Source organism: Tessaracoccus rhinocerotis, from assembly GCF_007197885.1.
Classification (GTDB): Bacteria; Actinomycetota; Actinomycetes; order Propionibacteriales; family Propionibacteriaceae; genus Arachnia; species Arachnia rhinocerotis.
In genome coordinates this window covers 325,426-339,199 of the sequence record NZ_VKKG01000003.1, presented here as the reverse complement: position 1 = coordinate 339,199, position 13,774 = coordinate 325,426, and the positions used below count along the sequence as shown (strand labels likewise).

Below are 13,774 nucleotides of genomic sequence, written 5' to 3'. Positions count from 1 at the left end.
AATCCGCGCCCAACCCTTCCCACGGGTGCGCGCGCCGGATACGGTCAGGCTACAGTTTGAAGCGCTTCAAATGACCGGTACGCAGGGCGATCACAGGGGTTCCCCTACGGGCATGTTGAGGCAGGTACCACCGTTGCGGGGTAGCACCGGGGGCCAACAGCGAAAGGAAGTTCAGGATGAAGCAAGGGCGCTTGTTCGGCAAGATCATCGGTGCCGTGGCCGTGGTCAGCCTCGCACTGACCGCGTGCGGCGGCGAGACGGCGGATCCGGGGGACGCTGACACCGGAGCTCCCGCCGACGGCGGTGGCGGCGGCTACACGATCGCCATCGTCCCCAAGGACTCCACGAACCCGTGGTTCGTCCGGATGGAGACCGGCGTCAAGAAGTACGCCGAGGAGCACAGCGACCTCGAGGTCTTCCAGCGCGGCCCCGCCGAGACCGACGCCACCCAGCAGGCCCAGGTCATCCGTGACCTGATCGCCCAGCAGGTGGACGCCATCGGCGTCGTCCCGGTGGATCCGGGCGCGCTCGAGCCGGTGCTCAAGGAGGCCATGGACGCCGGCATCGTCGTCGTGACCCACGAGGGCGCCAGCCAGGAGAACACGATGTACGACATCGAGGCCTTCAACAACACCGACTACGGCGCCTTCATCATGGACAACCTCGCCGAGGCCATGGGCGAGGAGGGTGTCTACACCACGATGGTCGGCCACGTCACCAACGCCTCCCACAACGAGTGGGCCGACGGTGGCGTCGCGCGGGCCCAGGAGGCCTACCCGAACCTGACCCTCCTCGAGGAGAACCCTCGCGTCGAGTCCCAGGACGACGGCGAGACCGCCTACCAGCGCGCCAAGGAACTCCTCACCGCCTACCCGGACCTCAAGGGCATCATGGGCACCTCGTCCTTCGACGCACCCGGTGTGGCACGCGCCATCGAGGAGCTCGGCCTGCAGGGCGAGGTCTTCACTGCGGGCACCGGCATGCCGGCTGACAACAAGGAGATCCTCGAGAAGGGCCTCGTGCACGCGCTCACCCTGTGGGACCCGGCCGACGCCGGCTACGCCATGGCCGAGCTGGCACGCCTCATCCTCGAGGGCGAGGAGATCGGGAACGGCGTGGACCTGGGTGTCCCCGGATACGAGGACATGCAGTTCGCCGAGGGCAGCGACAAGGTGCTCGAGGGCGCCGGCTGGATCGTCATCAACGCGGACAACGTCGACGACTTCGGCTTCTGATCCCGCAGTGGCCGGCCGGGTCCCACGCCCGGCCGGCCGCCAACGGACGTCCAGGCGGGCGGCGGGGGCCCCTGGGTCTCCCGCCGCCCCACTCCCACCGATTCCTTAGGACTGCAGATGGCAGAAGAAAACGTCATCGCCGTGCGCGGCCTCACCAAGTCGTTCGCCGGGGTCAAGGCCCTTGACGGCATCGACCTCGAGATCCGCGCCGGCGAGATCCATTGTCTGGCCGGCGAGAACGGCTCCGGCAAGTCGACCCTCATCAAGATCATCTCGGGCGTCTACCAGCCCGACTCCGGAACCATCGAGATGGGCGGGCGGGTGCACCACAAGCTCACCCCCATCGAGGCGATCGGGAACGGCGTCCAGGTCATCTACCAGGACTTCTCGGTGTTCCCGAACCTCACCGTGATGGAGAACCTGGCTCTGACCACCGAACTCGCCGACAAGCGCCGGCTCGTGAACTGGCGCCGGTTCCGCAAGATCGCCGAGGAGGCGGTCTCCAAGATCAACTTCAAGGTGGACCTCGACGCCGTTGTGGGTGACCTCTCCGTGGCGGACAAGCAGCTCGTGGCAATCTCACGGGCCCTGATGAGCGACACGAAGCTGATCATCATGGACGAGCCCACCACCGCGCTCACCAACAAGGAGGTCGAGGCCCTGTTCCGGGTGATCCTGGACCTGCAGTCGCGCGGCATCGCCATCATGTTCGTCAGCCACAAGCTCGGCGAGGTCTTCGAGATCAGCGAGCGCTTCACCATCCTGCGCAACGGCAAGCAGGTCATCACCACCGTCCCCGACGAGCTCAACGAGAAGAAGTTCGCCGAGTACATGACCGGCCGCGACTTCGAGGAGACCGCCTTCACCGGCGACGACTCCATCGGCGAGCCCGTGCTGGAGGCATCCGGCCTCACCCTCGGCAACGCGTTCTCCGACGTCTCCTTCACCCTTCACAAGGGCGAGATCCTGGGCATCACGGGCCTGCTGGGTTCCGGCCGCACCGAGCTCGCGCTGTCGCTGTTCGGGGTGTTCCCGGCCGAGTCGGGCACCATCAGGGTCGGCGGTGAGCAGGTCCGGATCAACAGCATCGCCGACGCCATCGGCCACGGCATCGCCTACGTCCCCGAGGACCGCCTCACGGAGGGCCTCGCCCTCGAGCGCTCCATCGGGGACAACATCATCATCTCCGAGATCGACCGGCTCTCCGGTCCCCTCAACCTGGCGGACAAGCGCAAGCAGCGCGAGGCCGTCGACCGATGGGTCTCCGAGCTCAAGATCGCGACCCGCAACCCGAACAACCCGGTCAACACCCTCTCCGGCGGCAACCAGCAGCGAGTCGTGCTCGCGAAGTGGCTGGCCACCGAACCGGACGTCCTCATCCTGAACGGCCCCACGGTCGGCGTCGACATCGGCTCCAAGGCCGAGATCCACCGAATCCTGACCGAGCTGGCAGCTGCCGGCATGGGCATCATCGTGATCTCCGACGACATCGGTGAGCTGAAGCAGACGTGCGGCCGCGTGCTGCTGCTGAAGGAGGGCCGCATCGACGGCGAGGTTGACCCACGCACGCAGACCGAGGAGGAGCTTTCCGACATGATCACCGGTGGCCCGCTGGAAGTGGGGACCAACTGATGAAGCCGTTCCTGCAGAAACTGCTCCGCTCCAACGAGTTCTACCTGCTGCTGGTGATCCTCGTGGTCGCAGCCGTCATCGAGGTGCGCAGCGGCCAGTTCTTCACCGCCAACAACATCGTCAACCTCGCAAACGCGATGGTGGTGCCCGGCCTGTTCGCCGTCGGCACCTACATGGTGCTGGTCTCCGGAGGCATCGACGTCTCGTTCCCCGCCCTGGCCTCGCTGGCGGTCTACGCCGTGACGAGCGCTCTGGTGGACAACTCCTGGGCCGGTGGGCTCTGGCTCCCGTTCCTGCTCGTGGTGGCGCTCGGCGCCATCCTGGGCGCGTTCAACGGTGCCTTCGCGGCCCGCCTTGCCGTCCCGACGCTGATCATCACCCTGGGCACCGCCAACGTGTTCAAGGGCATCATGCAGGGGGCCCTCGGCAGCGTGCAGATCCCGACGCTGCCGCCGTCGATGGCCGAGTTCGGCCGTGCGAACCTGTTCGTGGCCACCAACCCCACCTCGGGGCTGACCTCCAGCATGCCGGTGTCCTTCCTGCTGCTGGTGGCGGTCGTGGCCGTGGCGTTCTTCGTCATGCGGTACACGATGTTCGGCCGCGGCGTCTACGCCATCGGCGGCGACGAGGTCTCGGCCGTGCGCGCCGGCTTCAAGGTCCGTCGCATCAAGTTCTGGCTCTACGTCATGGCCGGGGTGATCGCCGCGATCGCCGGTCTGGTGCGCACGTCGATGATGGGCCAGATGCACCCCACCAACCTGCTCGGCATGGAGATCATGGTGATCGCCGCCGTGGTGCTCGGTGGCACCGCCATCACCGGGGGTACCGGCAGCCTGACCGGCGTCATGCTCGGCACGCTGCTGATCGTCATGGTGCAGAACTCGATGATCCTCATCGGCGTTCCCACCTACTGGCAGCGCGTCGCGCTCGGCGTCCTGATCATCGTCGGCACCGGCATCTCCGCCGTACAGCTGACCAGACGTCGCAAGCGCAACCGGATCGTGGCGGCCTGAGAGGGGATTGGAACACATGACTACGACAACTACCCCTGACAAGCAGGGAATCGGCACCCGGTTCCTATCGCTCGCACGCACTGACGCACACGTCACCCGACTGGTGGTGATCCTGCTGGCGCTGCTGGTGATGTTCGCCGCCATCCGTCCCGGCAACTTCGCCAACAGCTACACCTGGATCTCCATGGCGGTCTCCTTCCCGGAGTTCGGCCTGATGGCACTGGGTGTGATGGTGTGCATGGTCACCGGTGGCATCGACCTCTCCGTGGTGGGCATCGCCAACCTCAGCTCCATCATCGCCGCGATGGTGATGCTGGCCCTGGCACCCGGCGGGAGCGGGACGGCCATCGGCGCCGCAATCGCCATCGCCCTCGTGGTGGGCGCCCTCGCCGGCATCCTGAACGGGATCCTGGTGGCGGTCGTCAAGATCCCCGCCATCCTCGCCACGCTCGGCACGCTGGAGCTGTTCATCGGCATCTCGATCGTCCTGACGGCCGGCAGCCCGATCTCCGGCCTGCCCCCCGAGTACAGCGCACTGATGGCCGCGCGCCTCGGCGGCGTCCTCCCGATGCAGTTCGTGGTGTTCCTGGTGGCGGTGGCCCTGGTCGCACTCATCATGGGCCGCACCACCTTCGGCACCAAGATCTACATGCTCGGCACCAACGCGACCAGCGCCAAGTTCAGCGGCCTCAACTCCGTCAGCCTGCTGATCCGCACCTACCTGTTCTCCGGGATCCTCTCCGCGATGGCAGGGCTCGTGATGCTGGCCAACTACAACTCGGCCAAGGCCGACTACGGCGTGGTCTACACGCTGCTGACCGTGCTCATCGTCGTCCTCGGCGGGGTGAACCCCAACGGGGGCAGCGGTCGACTGATCGGCGTCGTGCTGGCCATCGTGATCCTGCAGATCCTCTCGTCGGGGCTGAACCTCTTCCCGGAGATCAGCAACTTCTACCGGGACCTGATCTGGGGCGGCGTGCTGCTGCTGGTGATCGCCACCAGCGAGATCACGGCCAGGAATCCGTTCAAGCGCAAGCAGAAGGAGGTCTCGTGATGAGACTCGTCAAGGACAAGCAGGTGGTGGTGGCGGCGGACTTCGCCGGCTTCCCGCTCAAGGAGTACGTCAAGCGGCACCTGGAGAAGAAGGGCTGGGAGGTCACCGACCTGACACCCGACAAGGAGTCATCGCCCATGTACCACCGGGCGGGCTTCATGGTGGGCGCGCAGATCGCCGAGCGCGAGTTCGAGAAGGGCCTGCTGTTCTGCGGCAGTGGAATGGGCATCCACGTGGCTGCCAGCAAGTGCCCGCACGTGCACTCCGCCGTCGCCGAGAGCGTCGAGGCCGCACGTCGCGCCGCCACCGCCAACAACTGCAACGTGCTCGCGATGGGTGCGTTCTGGGCGGGTCCGCGTCTGGGCGCCGGCATGGCCGACGCCTTCCTGGAGAACTCGCTCGGTGACGGGTACGAGGACTGGGACGGCTTCTACGAGTACCACAAGCTCGGCTACGACGAGACCGAGCAGTTCGACTACGAGGCCTACAAGGCCAACGGCTTCGAGGTGGTGAACCCGGGCACGGTGGAGCTGGGCCCGGAGCCGGCGCGCGTCTCGTTCTGAGGCACACGACCCGACACGCCGCACCGATTCGTCGGAGAGGGGGCCCGTCCCCCCTCCCCCGGGTCCGTGCGGCGTGTCGGGTCCTTGCGTGAGTTGGCGGTTCAGCCGCCGGCACCCTCGGAGGCGGTGGCCGCGGGGCGGTCGGCGTCGCGCTCGGCCTCCTTGGCCTCCGGTATCAACAGGAGCGCCAGCACCACGACCAGCACGAGAACGGCAACGTTGATCAGGATGGTGCGGGTGCGGACGCCTGTCCTGGACTCGTGCACGATGGCTCCTTGCTCTGGCAGCCCGTCCAGGAGGAACGAGCATTCCGTGCGCCCCCGCGGTTTCACCCTAGCGTCGATCGCCCTCGTCGGAGCGGATTCAGAACTCCACCCCGATGTCGGCGACGACGACCCGCCCGCAGCGCCCGGACGCCGGCTGGGTGACATGGCAGGGCTTCAGTGCCGCGAACGTGACGGTCGTCGTCGCGTGGAACGACGGCGGCGACGAGTCCGCCAGCTGCCCCGAGTCGGCATCCAGCCCGCTGGGGAGGTCGACGCTGAGAACGCGGACGCCCCGGTCCTCGCACTCCCGGGCGAGACGCGCGACGTCGCCGCGCAGGCCGGGGCGGCCGCCGATGCCGAGGACGGCGTCGATGACCAGCGGCGAGTCCGCGAGGTGCGCGAGTGCGGCCTCCGCATCGAGCTCCACGACGCCGGCGGCGCGGGCGGCCGCCAGTCCCTCGGGGTGGGAACGCTCGGCGGTCAACCAGATGGAGACGGGGCGCACGACGGCGAGCGCGGCTGCGGCGAAGAGCCCATCGCCGCCGTTGTTGCCCGGCCCGACGGCCACCAGGACCGGCGCGGCGGCACCACCGGCCTCCTCGACGACGGCGGCGGCGGCGCGGGCCATGAGGTCGACGTCCGGGTTCGCGGCGAAGAAGCGCTCCTCCGCGGCACGCATCTGGTGGGCTGTGACGACTCTGTCCATGTCGCGGGTCAGTGGGCGGACCGCACCACGGCGTCGACGGCGCCGCTTGGGGCATCCTCCGTGTCGCCGGAGGGGATCAGCACGACGGCGGCGGCCATGACTGCGACGAGCATGATGACATTGCGGACCAAGGACTTGGCCTGCACACCGCGGGCAACGCTGCGGCGCTGCCGGGAATCATGCATGACGGCTCCTCGTTCATTCTCCAGATACCGGACCAGGTGGGCCGTCCTCCGTGCTGTCCGTGTTACGGAACAGACCTCGGTTGAGCACACACGGTAGCCAGTCGCAATTGCCCGCACAATAGCCGCTGCAAGACAAACGTATGGGGATTCGCGTCCTTTTTCCGGAAGCATGCCGAACCGGCCAATCCGATCCGGGCCAAAGAGAAATCCCCCGGCGGCGCATTTCTGCACCGCCGAGGGATCTGCCCTGTGCGCGAGAGAGGAGTTGAACCTCCACGTCCCGAAGGACACTGGCACCTGAAGCCAGCGCGTCTGCCATTCCGCCACTCGCGCAGTGGGTCACTTGACCCGACGAGAAACATTAGCACGCTCCACCGTGAGAAGCCCAATCGCACTACGCTGGGGGAAAGTTCCCCACAGAAGGAGGAATCAGATGGCTGACTGGCCACTCTGGGTCTGGGTCCTGATCGCAGTGATCGCCCTGATCATCATCGTCGCAATCATCTTTGGAACCAGGCGGACGGACGACGTCGATGCCGGAGGGCCGTTCGCCCGGGAGCAGCCCACGGACGTCGATCCGCTGACGCCACGAAGGGGCGTCGCCGCGGATCCGGTCACCGAGCCGGAGGCCTTCGAGCAGGAGCCGGTCGCGCCCGGACGTCGCGCGGACAAGAGCCTCGTGGACGAGGACGAGGAGACCCTCACGGGGCCCCTCGCCGTTCCGGCCGAGGCCGGCGCCGGCGTCTCGCAGGACACCCCATCGGCGACGCAGGCACCGTCGGACGACCTGCGCGCAGCACCGCAGCCCACCGAGGACTTCGCCGCCGAGGCGGCCACCGAGACCACCGACGGGTTGGGTGGGGCCACCAGGACGCCGGAGCAGGAGTGGACCGGAGACACTGCCGGCGACCCGCCGCCGCAGCGCCTCGAGGACAGCTACGTCCCGGAGGAACCGGTGGTGGCCGCGCCTGACGACAAGGCCACGGAGGAGCCCGAGGCGTATTACGAGACCCCGCAGGGCGACGACGGCACCGAGGTGGAGCCGGAGTCGGTGGCCGACGAGGGCCGCGCCGTCGAGGCAGTGCCGGAGACCGCCCCGGCGCCTGCCACCGAGTCCCCGCAGGAGCGACCCCTGCCGCCGGCCGACATCGGCAGCCCCGACGACAACGACCCGCCCGAGAAGGACTTCGTTCCGCCGAAGCACGCCGACGGCGCTGACTACGGTGACCCGGTCGGGGACGTGGACGCGGATGATAACGTTCCGCGCGACGACCTGGGCCGGCGTCTGGACCCGTACGGCAACCCGGTCGACTGATCATGGACGGCACCGTGCCCCGCTCCCCCAGGGACGGGGCACGGTGCCGTCGTCCGGACACGACAGCTGAGCTGCACCCCGCGTGCGGGACACTGTGCACGTCAAGCGCATCCCGAGGCTCACCCAGGCTAGGAGTGAAATGAGCAACAACACACCAGGCGGTCCCGCTGGCCCCGGTGACCCCGGCGGCCCCCGCGGCAGCCAGACCCCGCCCACCCAGGTGTTCCAGCAGGGGCAGAGCCACCCACAGCAGGGCGGGCGGCCACCGCAGGGGCAGGGATACCCCCCGCAAGGTGGGCAACAGGGATACCCGACGCAGGGCGGGCAGCCCAGCTACGGACCGCAGGGCGGCCAACCCGGCTACGGACCCCAGGGCGGCCAACCCGGCTACGGACCCCAAGGTGGCCAACCCGGCTACGGACCCCAAGGCGGCCAGCCCGGCTATGGACCCCAAGGCGGCCAACCCGGCTACGGACCCCAGGGCGGCTACCAGCAGCAGGGGTTCCAGGGCGGCGGCTACGGCCAGCCGCCCGGCCCCGGCTACCAGCAGGCACCCGAGGGCGGGGGCAAGAGCAACCTGCCCCTGATCATCGTGGCGATCGTGCTGGTGGCGGCGATCGCGGTCGCTGCCTGGTTCTTCTTCCTGCGCGGCGACGACGCGGACACCACGGACGCAACCCCGGACACCACCATCTCCGAGGGCGAGCCGCCCAGCGACGAGGGTGAGGACCCCGGTCAGGGTGCCACCACTCCCGCGGACGAGACGGACGAGCCGGACCCCGGCGCCACCACACCGGCAGAGGAGACGGAGGAGCCGACCTCCGACGCCACCACCCCCGCGGGTGATCCGGTGGAGACTGGCGAGCCGGGCGATCCGCCCGCCGACGCCGAGACCCCGATGATGCCCAGCACCGTCGGCGACTTCGAGTCGATGGGCTCCACCTCATCCGACTACGGCACCTACAGCAACCCGGACAGCGAGATCATCGCCGCGGTCTACTTCGGCGGCATCACGCCCGAGCAGGCCATGTCGGGCTCCACGGACGTGACCGAGCAGGGCGAGTTCCTCTGCGGGAAGTCCGGCGGCACGGACACCTGCGTGGCCGCCGCTTACGAGGGCGTGGTCATCCTCGCCGGTTCACCGACGGCGACGCTGGTCGAGTTCGGCACCGAGTTCCTCAGCCTCTGGAAGTAGCGGGACCCGGACGACGGGTGGGGTCGGCACGTGCCGGCCCCACCCGTCGCTGCTATTTCCAGGCGAACAGGAACTGATCCCCGAAACGCACCGTGGCCGGGATGGACAACTCTCCCCTTGCCACCGAGACGGCGCCGCCGCGGTAGTCGGCCCAGCAGACGGGCTCGTCGTCGGCGGGGCGGGGCAGACAGGCCCACTCACCGCTGGCCTCGAACTCCCGGCCCTCGATCTGCTCCTTGACGCTGGTCTCCTCCCAGGCCACCTGGACCACCGGTTCGCCGTCCGGGCCCTCGTAGGTGCCGGCGGTGGCATCGGGCTCGGTGGTCAGGCTCCAGCCGCCATCGACGCTCGCGGGCAGCGGGGGGAGCGGGATGACTTCGTCGGCGTCGCCGCCGAGGTTGAGCAGGACGACGGCGAGCACGCCGAGCAGGAACACGCCCAGCGCCGCCAGCAGCGGGACGATCGTCGTCGGCTTCTGGGGCCGTTCGGGTTCAGTCACGTCGACGACGATACCGCCGCCGACCCGTCACCTCTCCGACGGGCTCGCCCCGTCACAACCCGTTGGAAGCCAGGCCGAAGTCTGCGATGAGCCGTCGGTCACGCGGACGCGGATCGCGCAGCCGGACCATGCGCGGTCCGGTCCGGCCCGCACCCGTCGAAGATCACGAAACGGTCACAATGCGCCGCACCCCTTTCCAAAACCTGAATCATGTTTCAGTATTGGGTCTCAGGACATCGCCGACGAAGGAGTTGAAGCGTGTCGAAACTGAACCGGAGCGCAACGGACGCGCTCGAGGGCCTGCTGCACACCTACGCCGAACTCGAGTCCCGAATCGCGGCCATGGCGGCCGCGCTGACCGAGGCCGGCTACGGCCCCGGGGACCGGATCGCCACCGTGACCGGCAACTGCGCCACCCACGTCGTGCTGCTGTTCGCCTGCGCCCGGACCGGCATCGCCCTGGCCCCGCTGTCCTGGCGGCTGTCCGGCCCGGAGCTGGCCACGCAGCTGGCCATCGTCGACCCCGTCCTGGTGGTGCACCAGAGCGAGCTGGCCTCCCTGACCGGCTCGGCGACCGAACGACTGCCCGAGCCCCCGCCTTCGGTGCTCACCACCGAGCTCGAGGCCCGGGTACCGCGGCGCGCGCACCGCCTGCCCGCGCAGCTGCCGAGGGCGGCCCGCGACGACGACGCCCTCCTGGTGCTGTTCACCTCCGGCTCCTCGGGCGCACCCAAGGCGGCCGTGCTCACCCACTCCAACTGCTTCTGGACCAACCTGTCCATGTCCCGCACCGTGCCGCTGACGCACGACGACGTGGTGCTGTCGGTGATGCCGCAGTTCCACTCCGGCGGCTGGAACGTGCAGACCCTGCTGGCGCTCTGGGTGGGCGCCACCGTGGTGCTGGAGCGCCACTTCGACGCCCGCCGCACCCTGCGCCTGCTGACGGAGCGCCGCGTCACGGCCATGATGGCCGTGCCAACCCAGTACCACATGGTGGCCAGCTCGCCCGGGTTCGACGGCGCGGATCTGTCCTCCCTGCGGACCGCCGTCGTCGGCGGCGCCCCGATGCCGGCGCCGCTGCTGCGCACTTGGCACAACCGCGGCGTCGCACTGATCCAGGGCTACGGCCTCACTGAGGCCTCCCCCAACGTGCTGTGCCTGCCGGCGGACGAGGCCTACACCCACGCCGGCACCGCGGGGAAGCCGTACCCACACATCGACGTGGTCGTGGCCGACCCCGTCACCGGGGAGCACCTGGCCGGGGAGGCCGAGGGCGAACTGCTGGTCAGCGGTCCGGGCGTCTTCGCCGGCTACCTCGGGGACCCGGAGACCACGGCTGCACGGATGGCGAACGGGTGGCTCCGCACCGGCGACCTGGTCCGCCGCGATTCGGAGGGCTACTACACGATCCTCGAGCGCCTCGACGACCTGATCCTCGTCGGCGGGGAGAACGTGCACCCCAGCGAGGTCGAGCAGGTGCTGCTGCGCCACCCCGCCGTCGTGGCCTGCGGCGTGGTGGGGGTCTCCGACCCGGCGCGCGGCGAGGTGCCGTGGGCATGGGTCGTGCGCAAGGCCGACGTCCCCGTCGACGAGCAGGAGCTCGCCTCCCACTGCCGCCACAACCTGGCGGGCCACAAGGTGCCGCGTCGGTTCATCTGGGCCGACTCCCTGCCCACCGCCACCCTGAGCAAGGTGCAGCGGTCAGCTCTCCGGAAGGAGGCCGAGTCATGGCTCAGCGCACCGACGACCTGACCCAGCCGCAGCGTCCACCCACGCCGAAGGGTCGCAAGACCCGGCAGCGCATCGTCGACGCCGCCACGCAGGTGTTCGCCGAACTCGGATACCACGACGCCTCGATCGTGAAGATCACCGAGGGTGCCGGGATCGCGCTCGGCACGTTCTACCTCTACTTCGAGGGCAAGTTCGAGCTGTTCCGCGAAGTGGTCGAGGACCTCAACCACCGCGTCCGCCGGGCGATGTCCGAGGCCGGGACGGTGGCCCGCGGCCGCTCCGAGATCGAGCGGGCCGGTTTCCGCGCGTTCTTCGAGTTCTCCGCCCACCACCCAGAGCTCCACCGAATCATCCGCCAGGCGGAGTTCGTCGACCCCGGCGCGATGCGCCGCCACTACCAGCAGATCGCCGACGGCTACGTGCGCGGCCTCACCATCGCCCAGCGCAAGGGCGAGATCGGCGAGTTCGACCCCGAGGTCGCAGCCTGGGCCTTCATGGGCATGGGCGAGATCATGGCGATGCGCTGGCTCGTGTGGCCCGCCGACGACGGCGCCCCCACGGACCTGCCCGACCACGTCCTCGACCAGCTGATGCTGCTGGTCGACGGTGCGCTCAACCCGCGTGCCACCCGAGAACAGGAGCAGCGCAATGACTGACGCACTCGCCGGCCGCAAGGCCGTGGTCACCGGTGGCGCGAGCGGGATCGGCGCGGCCATCGCCACCCGCCTGGCCGCCGACGGCGCCCACGTCGTCGTCGCCGACCTCAACGAGGAGGCCGCAAGGGCGCACGCCTCCGAGATCGGAGGTGAGGCCTGGGCGGTGGACCTGTCCGACACCCGCGGCCTGGAGGACCTCCGCCTCGACGCCGACGTCCTGGTCAACTGCGCCGGCATCCAGCAGGTCTCCCCCATCGAGGAATTCGCCCCGGAGCGGTTCCGCCTGATCCTGCGCATCATGCTGGAGGCACCCTTCCTGCTCGTCCGGGCCGCACTGCCGCACATGTACGAGCGCGGGTGGGGACGGGTGGTCAACGTCTCCTCGGTGCACGGGCTGGTCGCCTCTCCGTAAAAGGCCGCCTACGTGTCCGCCAAGCACGGACTCGAGGGCCTGAGCAAGGTGACGGCGCTCGAGGGCGGCGCGCACGGCGTCAGCAGCGTCTGCATCAACCCCGGCTACGTCCGGACCCCGCTGGTCGAGAAGCAGGTGGCCGACCAGATGGCCGTGCACGGCCTGTCCGAGGCGGAGGTCACCGAGAAGGTGTTCCTGCAGATGCCCGCCCGCAAGGAGTTCGTCGAGCCCTCCGACATCGCGGCCCTGGCCTCCTTCCTCGCGGGCCCGCACGGCCACATGGCCACCGGCGCCAGCTACGTCATGGACGGGGGGGTGGACCGCGAGATGAGCACCTACGATCCCAGTCCCCCTGAGGTGCGGGGACGCAGTCGCCGCCTCGAAGGGCAGATGACCCCATGAGCACCTACACCACCTTCGACGCCCCGGGCCTGCTGCACGCCGGCATCTGGGAGCCCGCCGGCGAACCGGCCGGCACCCTCGTCGCGGTGCACGGCATCACGTCGTCCCACAAGGCCTGGGCGGCGCTCGCCCGGGAACTGCCGCAGTGGCGGATCATCGCGCCGGACCTGCGGGGTCGGGGCCTGAGCAACCACCTCGTCGGCCCGTACGGGATGTCGCGCCACGCCGACGACGTCGCCGCGCTGCTGGCGCACCTGGGGGTGGGGCGCGTGCTGCCGGTGGGGCACTCGATGGGCGCGTTCGTCTCCGTGGTGCTCGCGCACCGGCACCCACAGCTGATGGACCGCCTCGTGCTGGTCGACGGCGGGATCCCGCTGCAGCTGCCCGACGGCGTGGACCCGCAGGCGGGCGTCGAGGCAGTCCTGGGCCCGGCGGCCGAGCGACTGCAGCGCACCTATCCGTCGCTCGAGGCGTACGAGGCCGAGTGGCGCAGGCACCCGGCGATGGCCGAGTGGAACGACGACCTCAGCGCCTACGTCGCCTACGACCTCCACGGCGAGCCCCCTCGCATGCACGCCGCCACCCGGTACGGGGCGATGGCTGAGGACACCCTCGACGTGGCGGGCGAGGACACCGACCTCACCCGCGCACTGGACGCGATCGACCTGCCCGTCCTGCTGCTGCGCGCCGAGCGCGGCATGTTCGACCAGTCCGGCGGCCTCTACTCCGACGCGTGGCTCGACGGTTGGCGCGCGCGGGTGCCGTCGCTGACGGTGCGGGAGGTCCCCGGCGTGAACCACTACACGATCGCGATGCTCCCGCGCGGCGCCGCGGTGGTGGCCGACGCCGTCCGCGTCCCCGTGACCCAGTCGTCCTGACCCTGCTGCGAGGGTTGCCAGCGTGTAGCGTC

14 protein-coding genes, 1 tRNA gene and 1 pseudogene are annotated in these 13,774 nt (G+C 69.5%); 11 read left to right on the top strand and 5 right to left on the bottom strand.

Annotated elements, in window-relative coordinates:
• The first annotated feature begins 176 nt into the window (after positions 1-176).
• The 5 genes from FOJ82_RS09655 (at position 177) to FOJ82_RS09635 (ending at position 5,497) form a co-directional block, all read left to right on the top strand.
• Positions 177-1,235 carry an autoinducer 2 ABC transporter substrate-binding protein gene (locus FOJ82_RS09655; protein ID WP_143938264.1) on the top strand — a complete coding sequence of 353 codons (1,059 nt, stop codon included), beginning with the start codon at positions 177-179 and terminating at the stop codon, positions 1,233-1,235.
• 117 nt (positions 1,236-1,352) lie between these two features.
• Complete coding sequence (locus tag FOJ82_RS09650) at positions 1,353-2,867, top strand: sugar ABC transporter ATP-binding protein (RefSeq protein ID WP_143938263.1); 1,515 nt, start codon at positions 1,353-1,355, stop codon at positions 2,865-2,867.
• A complete protein-coding gene (locus FOJ82_RS09645) occupies positions 2,867-3,880 on the top strand; it encodes an ABC transporter permease (protein WP_143938262.1) in 1,014 nt (337 codons plus the stop codon). The genes FOJ82_RS09650 and FOJ82_RS09645 overlap by 1 nt, the downstream gene beginning before the upstream one ends.
• A 16-nt stretch (positions 3,881-3,896) precedes the next feature.
• Positions 3,897-4,934, top strand: a complete 1,038-nt coding sequence (locus tag FOJ82_RS09640) for an ABC transporter permease (RefSeq protein WP_143938261.1) — start codon at positions 3,897-3,899, stop codon at positions 4,932-4,934.
• On the top strand, positions 4,934-5,497 hold the full coding sequence (locus FOJ82_RS09635) for an RpiB/LacA/LacB family sugar-phosphate isomerase (protein ID WP_143938260.1): 564 nt from the start codon (positions 4,934-4,936) through the stop codon (positions 5,495-5,497). Before FOJ82_RS09640 ends, FOJ82_RS09635 begins: the two co-directional genes overlap by 1 nt.
• A gap of 101 nt (positions 5,498-5,598) precedes the next feature.
• On the opposite strand, the gene FOJ82_RS16210 is transcribed toward FOJ82_RS09635, so the two are convergent.
• The 4 genes from FOJ82_RS16210 to FOJ82_RS09625 all read right to left on the bottom strand — a co-directional run bounded on the left by FOJ82_RS16210 (position 5,599) and on the right by FOJ82_RS09625 (position 6,987).
• Positions 5,599-5,763, bottom strand: coding sequence for a hypothetical protein (locus FOJ82_RS16210; protein WP_185975712.1), 165 nt, complete (start codon positions 5,761-5,763; stop codon positions 5,599-5,601).
• Positions 5,764-5,860: 97 nt separating this feature from the next.
• Positions 5,861-6,469, bottom strand: coding sequence for an NAD(P)H-hydrate epimerase (locus tag FOJ82_RS09630; protein WP_143938259.1), 609 nt, complete (start codon positions 6,467-6,469; stop codon positions 5,861-5,863).
• 8 nt (positions 6,470-6,477) lie between these two features.
• Positions 6,478-6,654 carry a hypothetical protein gene (locus FOJ82_RS16205; RefSeq protein ID WP_185975711.1) on the bottom strand — a complete coding sequence of 59 codons (177 nt, stop codon included), beginning with the start codon at positions 6,652-6,654 and terminating at the stop codon, positions 6,478-6,480.
• A gap of 250 nt (positions 6,655-6,904) precedes the next feature.
• Positions 6,905-6,987 (bottom strand) — tRNA-Leu (locus FOJ82_RS09625).
• Positions 6,988-7,087: 100 nt separating this feature from the next.
• Between FOJ82_RS09625 and FOJ82_RS09620 the strand changes: the two genes are divergently transcribed.
• Positions 7,088-7,969: a hypothetical protein gene (locus FOJ82_RS09620; protein ID WP_143938258.1), complete on the top strand. Its 882-nt coding sequence runs from the start codon at positions 7,088-7,090 to the stop codon at positions 7,967-7,969.
• Positions 7,970-8,108: 139 nt separating this feature from the next.
• Positions 8,109-9,164, top strand: a complete 1,056-nt coding sequence (locus FOJ82_RS09615) for a hypothetical protein (protein WP_143938257.1) — start codon at positions 8,109-8,111, stop codon at positions 9,162-9,164.
• Between the two features lie 52 nt (positions 9,165-9,216).
• Here FOJ82_RS09615 and FOJ82_RS09610 read toward each other — a convergent pair whose 3' ends face one another.
• A complete protein-coding gene (locus FOJ82_RS09610; RefSeq protein ID WP_143938256.1) occupies positions 9,217-9,663 on the bottom strand; it encodes a hypothetical protein in 447 nt (148 codons plus the stop codon).
• 258 nt (positions 9,664-9,921) lie between these two features.
• Between FOJ82_RS09610 and FOJ82_RS09605 the strand changes: the two genes are divergently transcribed.
• From FOJ82_RS09605 to FOJ82_RS09590, 4 genes and pseudogenes are all read left to right on the top strand, one after another.
• Positions 9,922-11,415, top strand: coding sequence for a class I adenylate-forming enzyme family protein (locus FOJ82_RS09605; protein WP_221933093.1), 1,494 nt, complete (start codon positions 9,922-9,924; stop codon positions 11,413-11,415).
• Entirely contained in the window at positions 11,391-12,050 is a 660-nt protein-coding gene (locus FOJ82_RS09600; RefSeq protein ID WP_143938255.1) for a TetR/AcrR family transcriptional regulator, read from the top strand. Before FOJ82_RS09605 ends, FOJ82_RS09600 begins: the two co-directional genes overlap by 25 nt.
• A pseudogene (locus FOJ82_RS09595) lies at positions 12,043-12,864 on the top strand (3-hydroxybutyrate dehydrogenase). Before FOJ82_RS09600 ends, FOJ82_RS09595 begins: the two are co-directional and overlap by 8 nt.
• Complete coding sequence (locus tag FOJ82_RS09590) at positions 12,861-13,742, top strand: alpha/beta fold hydrolase (RefSeq protein WP_143938254.1); 882 nt, start codon at positions 12,861-12,863, stop codon at positions 13,740-13,742. The pseudogene FOJ82_RS09595 and the gene FOJ82_RS09590 overlap by 4 nt, the downstream one beginning before the upstream one ends.
• Positions 13,743-13,774 lie beyond the last annotated feature (32 nt).

Bases quoted from the DNA above. Each gene is read 5' to 3' on its own strand.
- FOJ82_RS09615 (WP_143938257.1), top strand. From the start codon at position 8,109: ATGAGCAACAACACACCAGGCGGTCCCGCTGGCCCCGGTGACCCCGGC.
- FOJ82_RS09590 (WP_143938254.1), top strand. From the start codon at position 12,861: ATGAGCACCTACACCACCTTCGACGCCCCGGGCCTGCTGCACGCCGGC.
- FOJ82_RS09620 (WP_143938258.1), top strand. From the start codon at position 7,088: ATGGCTGACTGGCCACTCTGGGTCTGGGTCCTGATCGCAGTGATCGCC.
- FOJ82_RS09630 (WP_143938259.1), bottom strand. From the start codon at position 6,469: ATGGACAGAGTCGTCACAGCCCACCAGATGCGTGCCGCGGAGGAGCGC.
- FOJ82_RS09600 (WP_143938255.1), top strand. From the start codon at position 11,391: ATGGCTCAGCGCACCGACGACCTGACCCAGCCGCAGCGTCCACCCACG.
- FOJ82_RS09635 (WP_143938260.1), top strand. From the start codon at position 4,934: ATGAGACTCGTCAAGGACAAGCAGGTGGTGGTGGCGGCGGACTTCGCC.
- FOJ82_RS16205 (WP_185975711.1), bottom strand. From the start codon at position 6,654: ATGCATGATTCCCGGCAGCGCCGCAGCGTTGCCCGCGGTGTGCAGGCC.
- FOJ82_RS09645 (WP_143938262.1), top strand. From the start codon at position 2,867: ATGAAGCCGTTCCTGCAGAAACTGCTCCGCTCCAACGAGTTCTACCTG.
- FOJ82_RS09650 (WP_143938263.1), top strand. From the start codon at position 1,353: ATGGCAGAAGAAAACGTCATCGCCGTGCGCGGCCTCACCAAGTCGTTC.
- FOJ82_RS09655 (WP_143938264.1), top strand. From the start codon at position 177: ATGAAGCAAGGGCGCTTGTTCGGCAAGATCATCGGTGCCGTGGCCGTG.
- FOJ82_RS09640 (WP_143938261.1), top strand. From the start codon at position 3,897: ATGACTACGACAACTACCCCTGACAAGCAGGGAATCGGCACCCGGTTC.